We start from the raw sequence: 20344 nt of genomic DNA, 5'->3' as shown, positions 1-20344 counted from the left end.
CAAATCGAAATTATGGAGGGCGGCTATCGATAGATTGACTTTGACGGACAGGGGTTTGCGGTCCCATCGCCTGAACCCAAGAGAAGGAAGAGGAGAGCATATGCGGCTGGCGACGCACAAAGATGGCGGCAGGGACGGTCGGCTGGTGATCCTATCGTCCGATGGCGGCCATTGCGCGCCCGCCCCGGTCCGCACCTTGCAGGAGGCGATCGAGCATTGGGATGCGTTCGCCGCGCAGGCGCAGGCGATCGACGCCTTTCCCGACCTGCTGGACCCCGACGCGCTGGCCGCGCCCCTGCCCCGCGCCTGGCAATGGCTGGATGGGTCCGCGTTCGAGAGCCATGGCGCGCTGATGGACAAGGTGTTGGGCATCGCCCCGGAAAAGACCGACCGGCCATTGATGTATCAGGGGCTGTCGGATCGCTTTTATGGCCCCGCCGACGACATCCCCATGCCCGATGAAGCGCTGGGCATCGATTTCGAGGGCGAATATGGCGTCATCGTCGATAATGTGCCGATGGGCACAGACGCGGACGCCGCCATGGCGCACATCCGCCTGATCGTGCAGATCAATGACTGGTCGCTGCGCGCGCTGGCTGGCCCGGAGATGAAGACCGGCTTTGGCTGGGTCCAGGCCAAGCCCGCCTGCTCGATGGCCCCCTTTGCTGTCACGCCAGACGAACTGGGCGACCAGTGGCGCGAAGGGCGCGTGTGCCTGGATTTGCTGGTGGATTGGAACGGGACGCGCTTCGGCGCGGCCAATGGCGCGCCGATGGGCTTTGGCTTTCACGAACTGGTCGCCCACGCGGCCCGCACCCGCCATCTGCCGGCCGGCACGGTGATCGGGTCTGGCACCGTGTCTAATGCCAATTTCCGGCAGGTTGGATCGTCCTGCATTGCCGAACGGCGCGGGATAGAGATCGTGGATGAGGGCGCGCCGCGCACCGCCTTCATGCGCTTTGGCGACCGCGTCCGCATGGAGGCGCGCGCAAGCGACGGCCGTGCGCCGTTCGGCGTGATCGACCAGCGCGTCATCGCCTATCCAGGAGCCTGATATGATGACTGACCTCAGTGATTCTGGCCTCAGCGATTCCGGCCTGCCACCCGTCCAGCGCGTCGTCACCGGCCATGACGCCGAGGGTCGCGCCGTCTTCAAGTCGGAAGATGTGACCCCGACCCGGATGATCCCGTCGGGCGACGCCGCCTTCCTGCTGATCTGGACCACCCACACGGTGCCGGCCGACAATAATGACGAAACGGACGGGCGCGCGCGCGACGCGGGGCTGACGCTCAACCAGGGGTCGGTGATCCGCATAGTGGACATGCTGCCGGGCAAGCAGTCGCCGATGCATCGAACCAACAGTATCGATTATGGCATCGTCATGGCGGGCGAGATCGAACTGGAGCTGGACGATGGCAGGGTGACCACGGTGCGCGAAGGCGGCATCATCATCCAGCGCGGCACCAACCATCTGTGGCGCAACGTCAGCGACAAGCCGTGCCGCATCGCCTTCATACTGATCGAGGCGCCAGCCTATCTGCATGACGGCCAGCCGCTGGCGGAAGACAAGCCGGACCATCAGGCACAAGCGGCGCAATGAGATTGTTTGACCTCAGCGGCAAGGTGGCGATCGTCACCGGATCAACCCGCGGCATCGGCCTGGCTATTGCGCAGGGGCTGAAGGCCCATGGCGCGCAGGTCGTCATTTCCAGCGAGAATGATGCCGATTGCGCGCGGGTCGGGCGCGCGCTGGACATGCTCGCCATTCCCGCCGACGTGACCGACGCGGCGCAGCTTGCCGCGCTGGTGGACGGCACGGTGCGGCATCGTGGCGGGCTGGACATATTGGTCTGTAATGCCGGGATCACCGGACGGCCCGGCCCCTTCGCCAGCATCGACATGGACGATTATGACCATGTGATGGCGATCAACCTGCGCAGCCAGGTGTGCTTATGCAACCTGGCCCTGCCGCATATCGCCGCGCGCGGCGGGGGCGCCGCGATCCTGCTGTCCAGCCTGTCGGGCCTGCGCGGCAATGGCGCGATCAACGCCTATGCGCTGGCCAAGGCGGGGGTGGCGCAATTGGCCCGCAATCTGGCGGTCGAATGGGGGCCGCGTAACATCCGGGTCAACGCCATCTCGCCCGGCTTCATCCGCACCGCCTTGTCCGCGCCATTGATCGCGGACGCCGCCTTCATGCAGCGGCGCATGGCGATGACGCCGCTGCGTCGCCCCGGCGAGGTCGATGAAGTCGCTGGCGCGGCCCTGTTCCTCGCCGCGCCGGCGGGCGCTTTCGTCACCGGCCAAAATCTTGTGGTCGATGGCGGCACGCTGATTTCCGACGGGAGTTGAGCCGGGCGTCCGCCGCGATCGGGGCGGCCACATCGAACAGCGAGTTGGACAGTTGTACGGGCTTTTCCTTTGTCATGTCGTTCACCAGCCGCGTGTTGCCGTGTGACAGCGAAAGCGACACCTGCGGCCCGACCTGTTCAATCGCCAGCGCCGCGGCGCGTCTCCAGCGCCTGAAGGCGCCAGATACGGTTGAACGAGAGGCGGACGCACGACAGCGGCGCAATGTCGATATTGAGCGTCGTTGCGGGCGGGAAGCCTAGCGTGTGGACGAGCGCCGCGCGCATCGTCATGGGATGAGTGATGGCGCAGACCGGTAGGGCTTGGGTCGCCATCCGGTCAATCCATGCGCCGACACGCTGCTGGACCGCCGCCATGGCGTCCCCGTCAGCAGCGGCGCACAAGGGGTCGGCAAGCCAGTCTGACAGGGCGGTCGGCTCGTTCTCCAATATGTCCTCGATCGATCGTCCTGCCCAGCGCCCGGCGTCCCTGTCCGCAAGCGCTGCGTCTTCAATGGCGGAGACGCCCATCGCCTCTGCCGTTTGGACCGCTGCGTAAGAGGGGCTGCGGAAGACGGAATCGGCCAGCTTCGAGGGCAGACGATAGCTGGCCGCGTCGCGCGCGCCGCGCGCGTCGAGGGATTCATCGCGCGCCGGGAAACCGCCGATGCGGCTTGATGGCGTCGATGCGACGCAGAGCAGAAAGAGCGACGTGCCCAGTGGAACCTCCAACATATGTTGACGAGCGGCCTTGCCCCACTCTAAACGCCATGGCCATCAGGAAGAAGAAGCCGGTGAAATTCCGGCGCGGTCGCGCCACTGTGATCGACATAAAATGTCGAGAGCCAGACCTTCCTCCTGAACAACACTCTCTCGCGGGACGCGTAATCCCTTATAGGAGCATGACCATGGCAGCCAATGCCGCATTGTTTGACGATCATTTCATTCCGATCCGGGGCGCCCGCGCCATTCCGGTCGAGGATATCGCCCCCTGGGCCGTGTTCGGCGCGCTGATCGCGCTCATCTTCCTCTATTTCGTCAGCACCGAACAAGGCGCTTTCGCGTTGTTCGATGGCATGTATGTGCATGAATTCGTGCATGACGGCCGGCATCTTCTCGGCTTCCCCTGCCACTGACCGGGCGATGACGAAGAGCCTGTTGTGGCGTGGCATGGTGGTCGGCATAATGGCGGCCATCATCGCGACCCTGTTCGCCCGCGTGAGTGCGGAACCACAGATCGATCTCGCCATCGGATATGAGAGCGTGCACGCGGCCCATCATAGGGATGCGGCCGCGCATGAAGAGGAGGAATTGGTGAGCCGCGCGACGCAGAAGGGTGCGGGGCTTCTCACGGCGATGACATTATATGGCGCGGCTGTCGGCGGCATATTTTCGTTGCTGTTCGCCTATGGCTATGGCCGTTTCGGGCAGGCGGGGCCGCGCAGCTTCGCCCTGCTGCTGGCGGCGCTCGCCTTCCTGCTGATCGTTATCGTGCCGGGGATCAAATACCCCCAGACGCCGCCGGCTGTGGGGAGCCACGATACCGTCGGCCTGCGCACCGCCGCCTATTTCGCAATGATCGCGCTGTCGGTGGGTGGGGCGGTGATCGCGTCGAAACTGCGCGCCGCGCTGGTCCTGTCGCATCGGGGGATCGACGCGACGCTGCTTGCGGTGGGCGCCTATATGGCGCTGGTCTTCTTGGGTCAGTTTCTGTTGCCTGTGGTCGACGAGGTTCCGGCCGATTATCCCGCAACGCTGCTCTGGAATTTCCGGGTCGCGGCCATCCTGACCCAGATAATCCTGTGGGCCGTCATCGGCATCGCTTTTGGCCTATGGGCCGAACGAGTGATGCGCCAACAATAGATGGCTACAGCATGGGCATCGAAGCCGCCGGAAACTCCGGTGACCGCGACAATCATCCGGCCGGGCGTGCCGCCCTTGTGCCCGCCCTTGCATTGCGCAAAGCGGCGTCATTTCCCGCGCCGCTCGGATACCCCATGATAAGACGATTATTCGCTTCCTCTACGCACGACATGGCCATCGACCTTGGCACGGTAAATACAGTCATCCACGTCCGCGATCGCGGCATCGTTTTGAATGAGCCATCCGTCATCGCGATCGAGACGATCGGCGGCGTGCGGCGCGTCAAGGTGGTGGGCAATGAGGCCAAGCCCATGATGGGCAAGACCCCCGCCAACATCCAGGCAATCCGGCCGTTGCGGGACGGGGTGATCGCCGACATCGACGTCGCCGAGCAGATGATAAAGCATTTCATGGCCAAGGCGATCGGCGGCAGCGGGCGTTTTGGCCGCCGCCATGAAGTGGTGATCTGCGTCCCGTCAGGATCGACCATGGTGGAGCGTCGCGCCATTCAGGTCGCGACCATGAACGCGGGCGCATCGCGGGTGCAGTTGATCGACGAGCCGATGGCCGCGGCGATCGGCGCTGGCCTGCCGGTTACGGAGCCGCGCGGCGCGATGGTCGTGGATATCGGCGGCGGGACGACCGAAGTCGCGGTCCTGTCCTTACAAGGGATCGCCTACAGCAATTCCGTCCGCATGGGCGGCGACAAGCTGGACGACGCGATATCGTCGCACATCCGGCGGCATCATAATCTGATGATCGGCGAGATGACGGCCGAGCGGGTCAAACATGCCATTGGCTCGGCCGTCATCCCCGTCGATGAAGGGCGGATCATCAGCGTCAAGGGCCGCGACCTGGTGAATGGCCGGCCAGCGGAGATACGGATCAGCGAGGCCGAAATCGCCGAAGCGCTGTCGGAGGGTGTCGGCCAGATCAAGCTGGCCGTGATGTCGGCGCTGGAGCGGACGGCGCCGGAACTGTCCGCGGATATCATCGATGAGGGCATTACCCTGACTGGCGGCGGCGCTTTGCTCGGCCAGCTCGACCAGGCTTTGTCCGAACATACCGGCCTGCCGGTCAAGGTCGCCGATGATGCGCTGATCTGCGTGGCGATGGGTGCCGGGAAGGCGCTGGAAGACCCGGCCTATCAGGGTGTGCTGACCACCGCATAGGAAGCTGTCGCGACGGCAGAGGGCGGGCCGGGGCGCAGCGATGCAACCCGGCGGCTTTTTCCGGCGTTTCTGTTGCATCGTCCCTATGGACCCTGATGGCGAGCCGATGCGATGCCGAATTTCCGTCGAAGGATCGCCGATATCTTCCGTGTCGATCCGGCGACGGCGCAACCCATGCCTGACGTGACGGTGACCGACGCGTGGTTCGCGCAAGAGGTATGTCGCAATTGCGCCGCTACGCTGACGACGCCCCATTGCGGTTCCTGTGGCCAGAAGGCCGCGCAGCGTTTCGTCTGGCGCGACATCCGCACCGAAAGCTGGGATCGCATCCGCTTCTTCGAGATCCAGTCGGTGCGCACCTTGCTTCGCCTGTTGGTTGCACCCGGCGTCGTGGCGCGCGACTATGTGCTGGGTCGCCGCACGGCCTATATGCATCCCCTCAAACTGCTGGTTGCGCTGGTGGCGCTGCTGGTGTTGCTGCTCGTGGCCAATCAATATTTCGGCCATTATGGCTATGCCGGTCGCGATGCGGTGGTCGATCGCATGGCCCAGCGCGTGATGGCCTATGCCAATTGGAGCTTTTCGCTCGGCATCGTCGCGATCTTCGCGGGCGCCTGGATCATGTTACGTAAGCGCCTGGGTTACAATATGGTCGAGATATCCATCCTCGCCATCTACTGCCAGTCGATCATCCTGGCGATCATCATGATAAATTTGCTGCCGACGCTGATCTGGCGCAGCGCAGATTTCATCCTGTGGCACAAGGCCGCGTCCCAATATTATATCCCGGCGGTAAAATTGCTGATCGTCGCGTTCGCCTATCGCCAGTTCTTCTTACTTGATCTTAAGTCGGACTGGCGGAAACTCTTTTCGGCCTGTCTCATTTATGCCGGGATCAACTGGGCGCTGCTCAGGCTCTATGCGTTGGTCATCCTCTGGCTCGTAAGCCGCTGAGGAGGAAAGAAGCCATGCGACGCACGCTTGCGGCATCAACGACGGTGACGATCGCCGCCTTGCTCTTAAACGGCTGCGGCCAGAATGATGCGTCAGGTGGCGCGCTGTCCGGCGCCGACAAGGTCGAGGCGATCGCATCGACACTCCAAGCCTGCTCCTATGACGGCGAACCTGTCAAGGCTGAGGCGTCCGCGTTGAGCGGCGGCGCGCCGGAGGATTGCGCCAGTGCGGTTACGCGGATCATGGGCTATACCGGCCTGCCCGCCAATTTCGTGGTCGTGTCCGGCCCGGTGCCCAATGCCGCGGCGCTGATCCTGCTGGACGACAAGCGGGTGCCGCGCCGGGTCATCGCCTTCAATCCGCAGTTCATCAAGGCGGCCGAAGCGCAGGTCGGCGGCAGCCCCTGGGGTCCGATCAGCATCATGGCGCATGAGATTGCGCATCATCTGTCGGGCCATACGATCGTGCCGGGCGGCAGTAGGCCGGAGATCGAGCTGGAGGCGGACAAATTCAGCGGCTATGTGCTGCAGAAAATGGGCGCGCCGCTCGCCGCCGCGCAACAGATGATTATGGCCGTGGGCACCAGCCATGGCACGCCGACCCACCCGGCCAAGACGCAGCGCGCCGATGCAATCCGGCAAGGCTGGGTCCAGGCCTGCACGCAGGCTGGCGGCACGGATTGCGGCAGCGGCCAGATCGCGGCGAAGACCTTGCCGTCGCCCGTAGCGCCTGATCGCCCGCCGATCGCCAACGCATCCACGCCGGGACGCGCGCTGCCCGCGCCTGGCTCCATTCCGTTCAAATATGGCCATTTCATCATCGATGAAACTGGTCGCCTGGACCCTGCACGGGTGAAGACCATGGAGCAGCGGCTCTACCGGTTGGCCAAAGACGTCGGCGTGGAGGTCAGTTTCCTCGTCGTCAACGACTTGCATGGGATGAGCGCGGACGACTATGCCTGGGCGATGATGCGTCAGTTGCGCATCGGCAAGCTGGATGTCGGCAATGGCGCCGTCGTCGTCGTCGCGCCCCGGCAGCAACAGGCGGCGGTGGCCTTTGGGCCTGGTCTGGCCAAGGAAGCGGAATTTTCCGATCCCAAGACGCAATTACTGCAATGGACCAAGACCGCCTGGCCCAATTGCGAGGATGCGGACGGCTGTGCGGGCTGGACCGATACTCTGTTCGGTCCGTTCGATGGCACGCTGTTCTGGGCCGAACGCAGCAAATGGACAATCCAGTATCAGACGCTGGGCGCGTTGCTGGACCATTATAAGCAGGCCTATGACGAGCGCATGCGCACCAAGCGCCCGTACAATGCGGAAATAGACCAGCCCAACGGCAATCTGATCCGGGTCACCGGGCGCATCACCAGCCTGAAGGCACCGACCGGCGTCGGCCAGGCGAATGAACGCCTATTGGGCGGCAAGCTGGGCTATACCGCGGTCAGCATAACGACGGACGACGGCCACGACCTAGTTCTCTACGTCTCTCCGCGCCTGGCTCCGCTCATGCCGTCCGGCGCGATCAAGGCCGACACGAAATATACGATGGTCGGGCGTTTGCAGAGCACGGGGGACAAGGCCAGCGGGCAGGCCTCGTCCATGTGGCTGTTCAGCTACGATCCGGTCTGAAGAGGCGGGCGGCTTGCAGCGGATCAGGCGACGGCGGCGGTGATGATGATTTCGACCTTATAGTCGGCGGTCGCCAAACGGGCTTCGCCGGTAGCGCGGGCCGGGGCGGCGACGTCGGCGATCCAGGCGTCCCAGACGGCGTTCATTCCGGCAAAGTCGGCCATATCGGCCAGCCAGATGGTGGCGCGCAGGATATGCGCCTTGCTGCTGCCGGCGAGGCCGAGCAGGCGGTCGATCTCGTCCAGCGCGAACTGGGTCTGGCCGGCGACGCTGTCACCTTCGCCGACCTGGCCGGCCAGATAGACGGTGTCACCATGGATGACCGCTTCACTCATGCGCGGACCGGTTTCGATGCGGGTGATAGTCATGCTGTGTCTCCTTGGATCAGTGCCGATAGCGCGATAGCGCCAGGTCGGCGGTTTCGATGTCCGGCGTGATGCCGCCGATGATGTCAGCGATCACCCGGCCCGACCCGCAGGCCATGGTCCAGCCCAGCGTGCCATGGCCGGTGTTGAGGAACAGATTGTCGATTTTGGTCGCGCCTATCACCGGGGTCGAATCCGGCGTCATCGGCCGCAATCCGCTCCAGAAGGTCGCGCGGCTGAGATCGCCGGCGCCGGGGAAGAGCGTGCCGACGCTATGGTCCAGCGTATCGCGGCGCGCCTGCGGCAGGTCGTTGGTATAGCCCGACAGTTCCGCCATGCCGCCCACGCGGATGCGGTCGCCGAGCCGGGTGATCGCCACCTTGTAGCTTTCGTCGAGCAGCGTCGATACCGGCGCGGCGTCCGGCTGCACGATCGGCACGGTGATCGAATAGCCCTTCACCGGATAGACCGGCAGGCGCAGGCTGAGCGGCGCGACCAGAAGCGGCGAGAAGCTACCCATCGCGACCAGATAGGCGTCGCCGCTGACGACGCCTTGATCGGTGACGACATGGCTTATGCGGCCGGCTTCGCTGGCCAGCCCCTGGATCGTGCGGCCCATGAGGAACTGCACGCCGCGCGCGCTGGCCATGTCCGCCAAGGCATTGGTGAATTTGTAGCAGTCGCCGGTTTCGTCATTGGGCAGGCGCAGGCCGCCGACGATCGGCGATCCACTGGCCGCCAGCCCCGGTTCGGCGGCCAGGCATCCCGCGCGGTCGAGCACTTCGAACGGGACATTGTCGGCGCGCAGCACCTCTATATCCTTGGCGATGCCGTCCAATTGCTTTTGTTCGCGGAACAGTTGGAGCGTGCCCCGGCTGCGTTCGTCATAGGCGATGCCGGTTTCGGCGCGCAGGGCGATCAGCCGGTCGCGGCTATATTCGGCGAGGCGCACCATGCGCCCCTTGTTGATGCGATAATCGCGCGCATTGCAGTTGCCCAGCATCGCCACCATCCAGCGCAGCATCGCCATATCGACGCTGGGCCGAAGGATCAGCGGCGCATGGCGCATGAACAGCCAGCGCAGCGCCTTGGCCGGGATGCCGGGAGCGGCCCAGGGTGAGGCATAGCCTGGCGAAATCTCGCCGGCATTGGCGAAGCTGGTTTCCTGCGCCACGCCGGTCTGACGATCGACGACGACGACCTCATGCCCGGCCTGCGCCAGATACCAGGCGGACGTGACGCCAATCACGCCGCTCCCTAAGATGACGATCTTCATGGCTTGCCGCTCCTCTGGTCGGCAGCGGCGGCCGGCGCGGGCAGGTAGCTGCGCGCATAGCGGTGGCCGAGCCGGGTCAATATCTCATAGCTGATTGTGTCCGCCTGCGCGGCGACAGCATCGATCGTCTGGTGCGGGCCGATCAGTTCGACCGAAGCGCCAGGATGGAGGAGATGATCGGGCACGTCCGTCACGTCGATGGCCATGCTGTCCATCGATACCCGCCCGACTATGGGCGCGCGGACGCCGCCGATATAGGCGCTGCCGCGGCTGCTCAGATGGCGGGGCCAGCCATCGGCATAGCCCACCGAAAGCGTGGCGATATGTGATGGGCGGTCGCAGCGGTGGGTGAGGCCATAGCCCACGCCCGCGCCCGCCGGTACGGTCCGCAGTTGCAGAATATAGGCGTCGAGCGCGATCACGGCCTGCATGGGATTGGGATGGGGGTCGGGACCGCCATGCGGTGCGCCGCCATAGAGGGCGATGCCAGCACGCACCACGTCGCCATGCCGCACGCCGGTCGCCATCGCCCCGCCCGAATTGTCGATCGAGCGCGGGACGCCGGGAAACTGGCTGGCAATGGCGTCGAACCTGTCCCGCTGTTCCCGGTTGAAGGCGTCGTCCGGCTCGTCCGCGCAGGCGAGATGGGTCATGATCAGTTGCAGGGCGATGCCGTCCAGCCGATGCGGCTGGTCGCGCAGGATCGCCAGCTCATCGGGCGTCAGGCCAAGACGCGACATGCCGGTATCGACCTGGATGACGGCGGGCAGTGCGCGACCGCGCGAGCGGGCGGCGGCGGCCCAATCATCGATCTGCACCAGCGAGTTGAGTACGGGCACAGCGCCCAACGCGGCGCAGGCGGCTTGCGCGCCGGGTGGCAATCCATTGAGAATGTAAAGCGGGATATCCGCCGGCAGATGCGGCTTCAACGCTGTCGCCTCGCACAGATGGGCGACGAAGAAATGGCGACAGCCCGCGGCCAGCAAGGCCTGCGACACTTCGGCCGCGCCCAGGCCATAGGCGTCCGCCTTGACCACGCCGGCTACCGCAGCGGGGGCAACCTGACGCGCGATCAGCGCATAATTGGCCACCAGCGCGCCGAGATCGATGCGCAGGGTGGCTGCAGTCCCATGCTGCATAGCCGTCCCTTTTTTTACTGAACCACAGTATAACAGGTTTATTCGAATATCCCCCTTATATGCAGGACATTCTTCGTATTTTCTGACAGAAACGGTCAATTATATCAATGGAATCGCATAAATGCCCACAAGTCTGGATCAGAGCGATCGCGCGATCCTGCGCCTGCTCACACTCAACGCCCGGCGTTCCAACGCCGATATCGCCGCGGAGATCGGGCTGTCTCCGTCCGCCTGCCATCGCCGTATCCGGCAACTGGAAGCGCAAGGCTATATTCGCGGCTATACCCTGGTCGCTGGCGGGCGCGATGAAACCGCCACGGTCAATGTGCTGGTTCAGGTGACATTAGACCGGCAGACCGAGGATTTCCTGGCCCGCTTCGAAAATGCCGTGCGGCAATGCCCGGAAATCCGGGAATGTTTCCTGATGACCGGCGCTGTGGATTATTGGTTGCGGGTCGAAGCGGACAGCGTGGACGCCTATGAACGCATCCATAGCGAAATCCTCTCTCGCATGCCGGGCGTGACCCGGATCAATTCCAGCATCGCCATGCGTGACGCGTTGCGTCCGCGGCGCGGAAAGGGATGATGCGGATCGAACTGCTGGTGATCCGATACTGACATTCGAAGCCATTTGAAGCCAGGTCGCGCTCGAATATCAGAATCAGTCCGCTAGAAGGCGTCCGCGTTCAGCGCCATGATCGACGGTTCGCCCGCTGCGATGCTGGCCGCCAGGCTGTGCGCCTGGGGCAGCATGCGTTGGGCGAAGAAATCGGCCACGATACGTTTTCCGGTTTGGAAGGGATCGTCGCCCTGCGCCGCTGTAGCCATGCGCGTCCACATCCACCCCATCGAAACGAGCGCGAAAAGGCGCAGATAGTCGACCGCCGCCGCGCCCGCCGCATCGCCATCCGCGCCTTGCAGCGACGCCGTGGTGGCGCGCAGCAGATTAAGCGCAAGCCGCGTCTTGTCCGCCACCTCGATGGCGCCAGCCGCATCCAGATCCGCCGCGATCAGGTCGAAATAGCCCTCGACCACGGCGCCGCCGTCCAGTGTCAGCTTGCGCCCGACCAGATCCATCGCCTGCACGCCGTTGGTGCCTTCGTAGATTTGGGCGATGCGCGCATCGCGCACATATTGTTCCATGCCCCATTCGCGGATGTAGCCATGGCCGCCGAACACCTGCTGTGCCTGCACCGCGCTTTCGAAACCGAAATCGGTGAAGGCGGCTTTCACCACCGGGGTCAGCAACGCGACCAGCGCATCGGCCCTGGCGCGTTCGGCCGGATCGGGATGATGATGCGCGCGGTCGAGCTGCAACGCGGTCCAGCCGCCCAACGCCCGCCCAGCTTCGACAAAGGCGCGGATGTTGAGCAGCATTCGCCGCACATCGGCATGATCGATAATCGCCACCGGACTGCGCGCGCCATCGGCGCTACGGCCCTGCAGCCGCTCCTTAGCGTAGGCCGCGGCCTGTTGATAGGCTGCGCCAGCGACGCCCAGCCCCTGGATGCCTACCATCAGCCGCTCTGCGTTCATCATCGTGAACATCGCGGCCAGACCTTTGTTCGGCGCGCCCACCAGCCAGCCGGTCGCCCCATCATAATTCATCACGCAGGTTGGCTGAGCATGAATGCCCATCTTCTTTTCCAGCGCGCCGACCGACATGCTGTTGCGGATCGTGAAGCCGTCATCGGCATCGGGAAGATATTTGGGCACCAGGAACAGGCTGATCCCCTTCACCCCTGCAGGCGCATCGGGCAGGCGGGCAAGGACAAGGTGGACGATATTGCCGCCAAAATCATGGTCGCCCGATGAAATGAAGATTTTCTGCCCGGTCACGGCAAAGCTGTGATCGTCCTGCGGCACGGCCTTGGTCTTGAGCAGGGCCAGGTCGGTGCCCGCGCCGCTTTCGGTCAGCGCCATGGCACCGGTCCATTCGCCGCTCACCATCCGCGGCAGATAGACGGATTTGAGCGTATCGCTGGCATGAGCAGCCATCGCTTCGCAGGCGCCGCGGGTGAGGCCCGGAAACAGGCCGAAGGACAGGTTGGCCGCGGACAGCATCTCGTCCAGCCAGAGCTGGAGGATGAAAGGCAGGCCCTGCCCGCCATGGGCCGGGTCGGCCGACATGGAGGCCCAGCCAGCAGCCACGAAATCGCGCCAAGCGTCAGCGAAACCGGCCGGGGTGACCACGTTGCCATCGACGAGGCGGCTGCCTTCTTCGTCACCATGGCGGTTGAGCGGGTGCAGCCGATCGGCGCACATCCGCCCCGCTTCCTCCAGCACCGCGACGGCAAGGTCGGCGTCGACCTCCTTGCCCGTGTCCGCCATCGCTGCGTCGAAGCCCAGCACCTGGGTCAACAGGAAGCGATAATCGTCGATCGGCGGAACGTAGCTGAACATCAGGCCTCTCCTCAGAGCATGGCGCTTCACTACACCAAACATGTGTTACAGTCAATTGGAGAGGGCGGCTCAGGACGGCCGTTCTGAAGCAAAAATCCTATCCGTGTCGGAAGATCGTGACGATCTGCGCGGCGATCTCGCCGGGCGAAAGGCGGCCAGCCCGATACCAATCCGACGCCGAATTCAGCTGCGACAACAAGAGATTGCGATAGATGGAGCGATCGATCAGAGATGGCAGCGGCAGTACGTCTACCAGCGACCGGAACAGGTCTTCGAAGCGGTCGCGCCGCGCGATCAACTGTTCGCGCACCGCATCGGGCACCTCGCGAAAATCATTCATCATCGGCGTCGTGATCGAATCCGGCGCAAGCTGAATGTCCAGCAGGGCCGTGCAGGCCGCCGTCAGCCTGGCCCACGGATCGTCCTGCGCGCCAATGTCTTGGGCGATCCTGTATTCGGCGGCGTCCAGGGCGGCATTGTGCAGTTCGACAAACAGCGCGTCTTTTGACTTGATATGGTGGTAGAGCGACCCGCCCAGCACGCCAGCCTGTTCGCCGATATCGCGCATCGATGTCCCGCGATATCCCTTTTTCGCGAACAATTGCGCGGCGATTTCCAATATCTGACGGCGGCGTCCCGATCCTTCATCGTTCGATCCGCTCGCTAGCCCCTGTTTCTTCATCAGGACGCGCTAGCATATCTCGCCATGGCGGCGAAGCCCCCGCCGATAGCGCCGCGCCCGCGTGGACTGTGGCTAGACAGGAAGCGTGAAAGCGCCAGCAAAGTTTTAGATGTCTGGGCTGCTGCGCCGACGGGCAAGTCAACGCAGCAGCCCAAATCAAGCCAATCAGGCGAGCGTGCGCAACGATGGCTCGCGGGCGTAGAAGCGCTGGCTAGCGGCCTTGATGAACATGTCGTCCAATCCGGTGACGCCCTCGTCAGCGACGACGCCGCCCTTGTCCAGCAAGGGCTGCGCGGCCTCGCTGGCGCCGATCGCCTTGAGATGCCCGAAGGCATTCATCGCAAATTCCACCGCTGCGCCCTCCTTCAGCAAGGCATCGCAACCCTCTGGCGAGAGAATGATCGCAATCGCGTCGAAGATCTGGCTGGGCGAGCCGGCAAGTTGACCGTCGGCCTTACGCTGCGATCCGTCGGACAGCTTGGCGCCGCCAACCTTGGGCGCGACGACCACGGCCTTGCCCTTCGCCTTTTCGATACGCGCAATCAGCGCATCGAGTTCGCCAGCGTCTGTCCCATCGGCAATCAGGATACCGACGGCGCGCCCCTCCAGCATTGGCTTCATATTCTTCTGGATCGACAGGGCGTCGGACGGCGTCATGTCGACCGGTTCCTTGGCGGGCTGCGCCGCCTTGGGCAAGGCGATGCCAAGACCCGCCGCCACCCGCTTGGCCAGGTCTTCGTCAACATTGCGCAGATTGGCGACCATGCGCGGCGGCACCTGATCGAGCAGGCCGACCTTCGAAAGTTCAAATACGAAGGAAGAGGCGATATGCGCCTGCTCGCTTTGCGTCTGCGACCGATAGAAGAGCCGCGCTTGGCTGAAATGATCGGCAAAACTTTCGGCGCGGATGCGCAGCTTTTCGCCCTCTTCATCCTCGCCGCTGAACGCTGTCGACGTGGCGAAGCCGCGGGTGGGACTTTCCCGTGGCCCGGCTTCTTCGCCATGCGCGGCAAGGCTGTTGGGTTCGTAATTGGCGCGCCCCTTGGGCACCGTCATCTGCATCTGACCGTCGCGCTGGAAATTCTGGAAGGGGCAGCGCGGGGCATTGACCGGGATCTGGTGGAAATTGGCGGTGCCAAGACGCGACTTCTGCGTATCGAGATAGGAGAAGAGCCGCCCTTGGAGAAGCGGATCGTTGGAGAAGTCGATGCCAGGCACGATATTGGCCGGGCAGAAGGCAACCTGCTCGGTCTCCGCGAAGAAGTTATCGACATTGCGGTCCAGCACCATCCGGCCGATTATGCGAACGGGCACATCCTCCTCCGGGATCAGCTTGGTCGCATCGAGCACGTCATAAGGCTGTGCGTCGGCGAACGCCTTGTCGAACACCTGGATGCCGAGTTCCCATTCGGGGAAATCGCCGGTATCGATGGCTTCGAACAGGTCGCGGCGGTGATAGTCGTTGTCGGCCGCCTGAAGCTTGAGCGCCTCGTCCCAGATGGTCGATTGGAGGCCAAGTTTGGGCTTCCAGTGGAACTTCACGAAATGGGTTTCGCCGGCCTCATTCACCAGCAGGAAGGTGTGGACGCCGAACCCCTCCATCATACGCAAGCTGCGCGGCAGGGTGCGATCGGACATGGCCCACATAAGCATATGCGTGGTTTCGGGCATGAGCGACGCCCAATCCCAGAAGGTGTCGTGGGCGCTGCCCGCCTGGGGATAACCGCGGTCGGCCTCCATCTTGACGGCATGGACCAGGTCGGGGAATTTGATCGCATCCTGGATGAAGAAGACCGGGATGTTGTTGCCAACCAGATCCCAATTGCCTTCGCTGGTATAGAATTTGACCGCAAAACCACGCACGTCGCGCGGCGTATCGACGGAGCCGGCGCCGCCAGCCACGGTAGAGAAGCGCACGAACACTTCGGTCCGCTCGCCCTTGCGGAACAGCGCCGCCTTGCTGAGGTCCGAAATATCGTCGGTCGCCTCGAAATAGCCGTGCGCTCCGCTGCCGCGGGCATGGACGATCCGCTCTGGGATACGCTCATGATCGAAGTGGAAAATCTTTTCGCGCAGCACGAAATCTTCCAGCAGCGTCGGGCCGCGCGCGCCGGATTTCAGGCTGTTCTGGTTATCGGATATGGCGATGCCCTGGTTGGTCGTGAGGATGGCGCCGGCATCGGCGGACTCCGCGATCTGATGCGTTTCACCACCGTTGGCGGGCGTATGGGACTTGGGCGTTCTGGCCATGATATTTCCTTATGATTGTTCAGGATATGCGGTGGGGAGGGGTAGGAGTCAGGCCGCCATGCGATTTTCGTGCAGATCAGGGACGGACGCGACTTCATCGGTATGGACCTGGAAACCTGCAAGTCGCACCGGGCCGAATGCCGTCGTCAGCGCCGTATCGGCCGCGTCACGGCCACAGGCCATCAGGATGCGCCCGATCCGGGGTATGCGATGCCGCGCGTCAAAACTGTGCCACTCGCCGCCCAGATAGACTTCGAACCAGGCGTGGAAATCCATCGCCACATCCACAGGATCAACGCCAATGTCGCCGAGATATCCGCTGCAATATCGCGCCGGAATATTCATGCACCGGCATAGCGCAATGGCCAGATGGGCAAAGTCGCGGCATACGCAGACTCGCTCCTGATAGGCTTCCCACGCCGTCCTGGTCGATCGCGCATGAGGATAGCCATAGGTCAGATGGTGATGCACGAAATCGACGATCGCCTGGACCCGCTGCCAACCCGAAGGAATATGACCGAATAATCCCCAGGCGACGCCGGAGAGCAGATCGGTTTCACAATAGCGGCTGCCTGCAAGAAAGATCAGCGCGTCCGCCGGCAGATCATCAATCTCATGCTGGTGCGCGTTGGGACTTTGGCGATCGGCCACGCCACAGTCCGCTATGACGAAATCGCAGGATATGCGGGTCATGCCGGGCTGGAGCAGAAAGCGGGTGCAGATATTGCCATACACATCGCGATCGTCCTGCATGGGAAGGCCGCGATCATTAAGGATGCTATGCGGGGTTTTCAGGTCAGCCAGACGCGAGGGCCGGACAGTGAGCATCGTGATCATCTGTGTCGGGGCATGGGCTGCAAAGAGAAGATCATAGCCGGCACGAATGAGCATGTGCGAATTCCATATCATGATGATGCCGCCGCCATGCTTGCTGATCGCCTGAACCGATTCGCGCCATGGTGTCAGGGGAGCGATCCTATGCGGTGAAAGTTCCCCCCATTGATCGAGATCATGATGATTGAGACAGCAGCGCGACCGGCCTTCAGTCCGGCTCCGCCGTCTGGCTTCGCGCTTGATCCGCCGCGCGAACCAGCGCCCTGCCTGTCGCTTCCGCGGCGTCAGCGGTCATGGTGACGGCCACGCCGTCCGGGCCATCGAGGAAGACCACCCCCTCCTCCGCCGTCGCTGCGCCCGCCATGTCCTGAATAGCTGTGGTCGGCATGATATCTCCTGTCTTCACTGTCCTAAACGGAGAGCGATCGGTCGGAGTTCCTGCTGCTATTCATCGATGAACAGATAAGATGGATCAAATTCGCTGAGCCGTGCGAGCGCAGGCCGGTCGAGTAGCTGCACCTGACCGCCCCGCATCTGCAACAGGCCTCTTTCCTTCAACACGCGCAGCATGCGGTTCATATGCACCGGCGTGATGCCGCACGCCTCACCCAGGTCATTCTGGGTCATGGCGAGATCGAAGCTGACGCCATCGCTGAGGCCCACCGCGCGCAGCTTTGCCTCTATCTCACAGAAAAAATGGCCGACGCGCGCCACCGCATCCAGACGGCCGAGACGAAAAATCCATTCGCGATGCATGGCCGCATCGAGCAGCGTGCTGAACCACAAAAGTTTGGCCAATCCGGGTCGCTCGTTCATTACAATGTCGAGATTGCGGTGCGGCACCGTCGCAATCTTGCACGCCGTCAAGGTCGCGACGTCGTGATCGAGATGCTTGAGCGGGTACGCGTGCAGATCGACGAAATCGCCCGGCACATGCACGGCGACAAGTTGCCGCAGCCCTTCGCGATCATCCATGTACCGGCAGATGAGGCCCTCGATAAGATAGGTGCTGAAGTGCATCCTTTCACCCTTGCGCACCAGGGTCATCCGGGCGGGTAAGGAGCGGACTTCACCCACCGACGCTTCGAGCGCGGCCCGATCCTCCGGCAGGATTTGCTCCTTGCGTCGATGGCTCAGAAAATCGTCGAATATCATGGGACCTCATGGGAGCTTTGGATCATTGCACCCATGATCGCCTATCCTCGCCAGCTTGCAAGGTGAATAGGGATTCATACCCGATGTCAGAAATTCGCAAGGCTGATTTGGTCGATCCTCAAGATATGAACTGACAGATGAAAATCGCTAAGGGTCCAACCGCCTGCTACCGCTATTTCCCGGTGGGGGTTTGCGCAGTACGGATGCGCCAATCGGCGTTGCTGCGCCGAATATATTGGCGCAACGCCGCGAGGTTGGCATCGTCAAACTCCTCGAAACGCGGCATGCCGTTGGACACCAGCGCGCCGTCCCGAACGACCGTTGCAAAGGTCGCGGGATCGAGTGGCACGGTGGAGGCCCGCAGATCAGGGGCATGGCCGGCCGCGATAACATCGACGCCGTGGCATACGGCGCAATGACGGGCGTAGGTCAGCATGCCGCGAGCCTCCACGGCAGGATCGGGCTTGAAATCCAGGTCGGTAGCAGGGGTAAGCGGCACGATGTCGGCCTTGGGCAGGGTCGCCTTGCCATCGAGCGCGAAGGTCAGAATGCGCCGCGCCTGGGTGCGATAGTCGATGCTGACCGGCAGCAGCGCGCCGAACGCCGCGCCGCTGGTGCCCATGCCGGTGATGACGGTCACATATTGCTTGCCATTGACGGCATAGCTGATCGGCGGCGCAGTGACGGGCGCCTGCGCGGCGAAGCGCCATAACGGCTTGCCGCTGTCGGCGGCATAGGCGTTGAACTGGCCGTCGATCCGCCCCTGGAAGACCAGGTTACCCGCAGTGGTCATCACGCCGCCATTCCATGGCCCCGGCGTCGGCACTTTCCACGCCGCGCGCTGGCGCACCGGGTCCCAGGCGACCAGCGCGCTGGTGGCGTTGGTGGGTCCGGCATCCTTGACCACGAAATTGGGGATAGCCGCGCCGTCCACCGCATTACCGGGCGCGCGCACCCAATTGGCCCGCGTGATACCGACATCATTATAGCTGGTCGCCATCTCGATCGCAGGGATATAGACCAGCCCCGCCTTGGGATTATACGCCATGGGTAGCCAGGTATGCGCGCCGACCGGGCCGGGCCACATGGTGAAGGTTTTGCCATCGGGATAGCGTGCATCGGGGTCTTCGACCGGGCGGCCGGTTTTCAGGTCGATGCGCTTGGCCCAGCTTACCTTGACGAAGGGCTTGGCCGATATGAGCTTGCCGTTGGTCCGGTCGATGACGTAGAAAAAGCCGTTCTTGGGCGCGGTCATCAAGACCTGGCGCAGCTTCCCGTCGATGGTGAGGTCAGCCAGTTCCATGTCCATCGAGGCGTTATAGTCCCACGTTTCGCCCGGATTGACCTGATAATGCCATTTGTAGCTGCCGGTCTTGGCATCCAGCGCGACGACGGATGCCAGGAACAGATTGTCCCCCTTGCCTTCGCTGCGCACCTTGTGGTTCCAGGGTGAGCCGTTGCCGACGCCCAGGATGATCGAGTCGGTACTGGCGTCATAGGTCATCGCGTTCCACACGGTGCCGCCGCCGCCATATTTCCACCAGTCGCCGGCCCAGGTCCGCGCCGCCATTTCCATGGCCTTATTCTCAAACCCGTCCTTCGGGTTGCCCGGCACGGTATAGAAGCGCCAGAGTTGCTTGCCGGTCTTGGCGTCATAAGTGGTGACATAGCCGCGCACCGAACTAACGTCGCCGCCGCCGAAGCCGATGATGACCTTCCCCGCGAAATAGCGCGGCGGGCCGCTGATGAAGCTGGCATTGTCGATCGGCATGGTGCGCGACGACCAGGCGAGCGAGCCCGTCTTCGCATCGATCGCCAGCAAGCGACCGTCATGGGTGCCCACGAACAGCTTGCCCTCGCCATAGGCAAGGCCACGTATGCCCCAGCCCTGACGCAGCTTGCGGCCCGATGCTTCGGCGGCCTTGCTGTCATATTCCCACAATAGCTTGCCTGTCACTGCATCGATCGCGCGGACCACGGTATAACCCGTTGCGGTATAGACGATGCCGTCGATCGCCAGCGGCGCGGACACGCTGTTCTGGGGCGGCAGGTCCATCGACCAGACCAGGCCCAGCTTGGCAACATTGCCGCTGTCGATGCTGTCGAGCGGGCTATAATGTTGTTCGCCGCCGGTACGGCCGAACCCGGTCCAATTGTTCGGATCAAGCGCCGCATCGGTGGTGTCGCGGGTCGCAGGCGTGCAACTCGCCACGAGCAGGGCGGTGGCCGCAATCCTCATGATGATTATGGCCTTATGACGCGGCATAGATC

General features: G+C 63.3%; 20 protein-coding genes and 1 riboswitch. Of the genes, 9 read left to right on the top strand and 11 right to left on the bottom strand.

Translation table 11 applies throughout. The features are described from left to right. Positions 1–100: 100 nt before the first annotated feature. The 3 genes from CEQ44_RS02685 to CEQ44_RS02675 are packed head-to-tail and all read left to right on the top strand — an operon-like array spanning position 101 to position 2353. The gene (locus CEQ44_RS02685) at positions 101–1054 is read left to right on the top strand and encodes a fumarylacetoacetate hydrolase family protein (protein ID WP_088182930.1); all 954 of its coding nucleotides are present in this window, start codon (positions 101–103) and stop codon (positions 1052–1054) included. Position 1055: 1 nt separating this feature from the next. Continuing rightward, on the top strand, positions 1056–1601 hold the full coding sequence (locus CEQ44_RS02680; RefSeq protein ID WP_254913617.1) for a cupin domain-containing protein: 546 nt from the start codon (positions 1056–1058) through the stop codon (positions 1599–1601). Continuing rightward, complete coding sequence (locus tag CEQ44_RS02675; protein ID WP_088182931.1) at positions 1598–2353, top strand: SDR family NAD(P)-dependent oxidoreductase; 756 nt, start codon at positions 1598–1600, stop codon at positions 2351–2353. The genes CEQ44_RS02680 and CEQ44_RS02675 overlap by 4 nt, the downstream gene beginning before the upstream one ends. Before the next feature lie 137 nt (positions 2354–2490). Here CEQ44_RS02675 and CEQ44_RS02670 read toward each other — a convergent pair whose 3' ends face one another. Then, positions 2491–3084, bottom strand: coding sequence for a histidine phosphatase family protein (locus CEQ44_RS02670; protein ID WP_088182932.1), 594 nt, complete (start codon positions 3082–3084; stop codon positions 2491–2493). 42 nt (positions 3085–3126) lie between these two features. Then, positions 3127–3211, top strand: a riboswitch (adenosylcobalamin (AdoCbl) riboswitch). Positions 3212–3257: 46 nt separating this feature from the next. On the opposite strand from CEQ44_RS02670, the gene CEQ44_RS02665 reads away from it, so the two are divergent. The 5 genes from CEQ44_RS02665 (at position 3258) to CEQ44_RS02645 (ending at position 7969) form a co-directional block, all read left to right on the top strand. Continuing rightward, positions 3258–3485, top strand: a complete 228-nt coding sequence (locus tag CEQ44_RS02665; RefSeq protein ID WP_088182933.1) for a CbtB-domain containing protein — start codon at positions 3258–3260, stop codon at positions 3483–3485. After that, on the top strand, positions 3448–4212 hold the full coding sequence (locus CEQ44_RS02660; RefSeq protein WP_254913618.1) for a CbtA family protein: 765 nt from the start codon (positions 3448–3450) through the stop codon (positions 4210–4212). The genes CEQ44_RS02665 and CEQ44_RS02660 overlap by 38 nt, the downstream gene beginning before the upstream one ends. A 134-nt stretch (positions 4213–4346) precedes the next feature. Beyond that, the gene (locus CEQ44_RS02655; protein ID WP_088183000.1) at positions 4347–5384 is read left to right on the top strand and encodes a rod shape-determining protein; all 1038 of its coding nucleotides are present in this window, start codon (positions 4347–4349) and stop codon (positions 5382–5384) included. Between the two features lie 111 nt (positions 5385–5495). After that, positions 5496–6338, top strand: coding sequence for a DUF3667 domain-containing protein (locus CEQ44_RS02650; protein WP_088182935.1), 843 nt, complete (start codon positions 5496–5498; stop codon positions 6336–6338). 14 nt (positions 6339–6352) lie between these two features. Then, complete coding sequence (locus CEQ44_RS02645; protein WP_088182936.1) at positions 6353–7969, top strand: TPM domain-containing protein; 1617 nt, start codon at positions 6353–6355, stop codon at positions 7967–7969. A gap of 23 nt (positions 7970–7992) precedes the next feature. On the opposite strand, the gene CEQ44_RS02640 is transcribed toward CEQ44_RS02645, so the two are convergent. The 3 genes from CEQ44_RS02640 to alr are packed head-to-tail and all read right to left on the bottom strand — an operon-like array spanning position 7993 to position 10749. Further along, positions 7993–8337: a RidA family protein gene (locus tag CEQ44_RS02640; protein WP_088182937.1), complete on the bottom strand. Its 345-nt coding sequence runs from the start codon at positions 8335–8337 to the stop codon at positions 7993–7995. Positions 8338–8353: 16 nt separating this feature from the next. Beyond that, the gene (locus CEQ44_RS02635; RefSeq protein WP_088182938.1) at positions 8354–9610 is read right to left on the bottom strand and encodes a D-amino acid dehydrogenase; all 1257 of its coding nucleotides are present in this window, start codon (positions 9608–9610) and stop codon (positions 8354–8356) included. Further along, a complete protein-coding gene (gene alr, locus CEQ44_RS02630) occupies positions 9607–10749 on the bottom strand; it encodes an alanine racemase (RefSeq protein ID WP_088182939.1) in 1143 nt (380 codons plus the stop codon). The genes CEQ44_RS02635 and alr overlap by 4 nt, the downstream gene beginning before the upstream one ends. Positions 10750–10870: 121 nt before the next feature. On the opposite strand from alr, the gene CEQ44_RS02625 reads away from it, so the two are divergent. Then, positions 10871–11335, top strand: a complete 465-nt coding sequence (locus CEQ44_RS02625) for an Lrp/AsnC family transcriptional regulator (RefSeq protein WP_088182940.1) — start codon at positions 10871–10873, stop codon at positions 11333–11335. An 83-nt stretch (positions 11336–11418) separates the two neighbouring features. Here CEQ44_RS02625 and CEQ44_RS02620 read toward each other — a convergent pair whose 3' ends face one another. The 7 genes from CEQ44_RS02620 to CEQ44_RS02590 form a co-directional block, all read right to left on the bottom strand. After that, complete coding sequence (locus CEQ44_RS02620) at positions 11419–13152, bottom strand: acyl-CoA dehydrogenase family protein (protein ID WP_088182941.1); 1734 nt, start codon at positions 13150–13152, stop codon at positions 11419–11421. A gap of 97 nt (positions 13153–13249) precedes the next feature. Beyond that, positions 13250–13834: a TetR/AcrR family transcriptional regulator gene (locus CEQ44_RS02615; protein ID WP_088182942.1), complete on the bottom strand. Its 585-nt coding sequence runs from the start codon at positions 13832–13834 to the stop codon at positions 13250–13252. Between the two features lie 165 nt (positions 13835–13999). Beyond that, entirely contained in the window at positions 14000–16084 is a 2085-nt protein-coding gene (locus CEQ44_RS02610) for a catalase (protein ID WP_088182943.1), read from the bottom strand. Between the two features lie 48 nt (positions 16085–16132). Beyond that, positions 16133–16975: a transglutaminase family protein gene (locus CEQ44_RS02605; RefSeq protein WP_088183001.1), complete on the bottom strand. Its 843-nt coding sequence runs from the start codon at positions 16973–16975 to the stop codon at positions 16133–16135. A 151-nt stretch (positions 16976–17126) separates the two neighbouring features. Next, positions 17127–17306 (bottom strand): hypothetical protein, encoded by a 180-nt coding sequence (locus tag CEQ44_RS02600; RefSeq protein ID WP_088182944.1) that lies wholly within the window; start codon positions 17304–17306, stop codon positions 17127–17129. Between the two features lie 56 nt (positions 17307–17362). Continuing rightward, a complete protein-coding gene (locus CEQ44_RS02595; protein WP_088182945.1) occupies positions 17363–18073 on the bottom strand; it encodes a Crp/Fnr family transcriptional regulator in 711 nt (236 codons plus the stop codon). 172 nt (positions 18074–18245) lie between these two features. Beyond that, the gene (locus tag CEQ44_RS02590) at positions 18246–20312 is read right to left on the bottom strand and encodes a PQQ-dependent dehydrogenase, methanol/ethanol family (RefSeq protein ID WP_088183002.1); all 2067 of its coding nucleotides are present in this window, start codon (positions 20310–20312) and stop codon (positions 18246–18248) included. Positions 20313–20344: the final 32 nt, after the last annotated feature.

Origin of the sequence: Sphingobium sp. Z007 (assembly GCF_900013425.1) — a bacterium.
In the GTDB taxonomy this organism is placed as follows: Bacteria; Pseudomonadota; Alphaproteobacteria; order Sphingomonadales; family Sphingomonadaceae; genus Sphingobium.
This window is presented reverse-complemented; position numbering and strand designations above follow the sequence as displayed.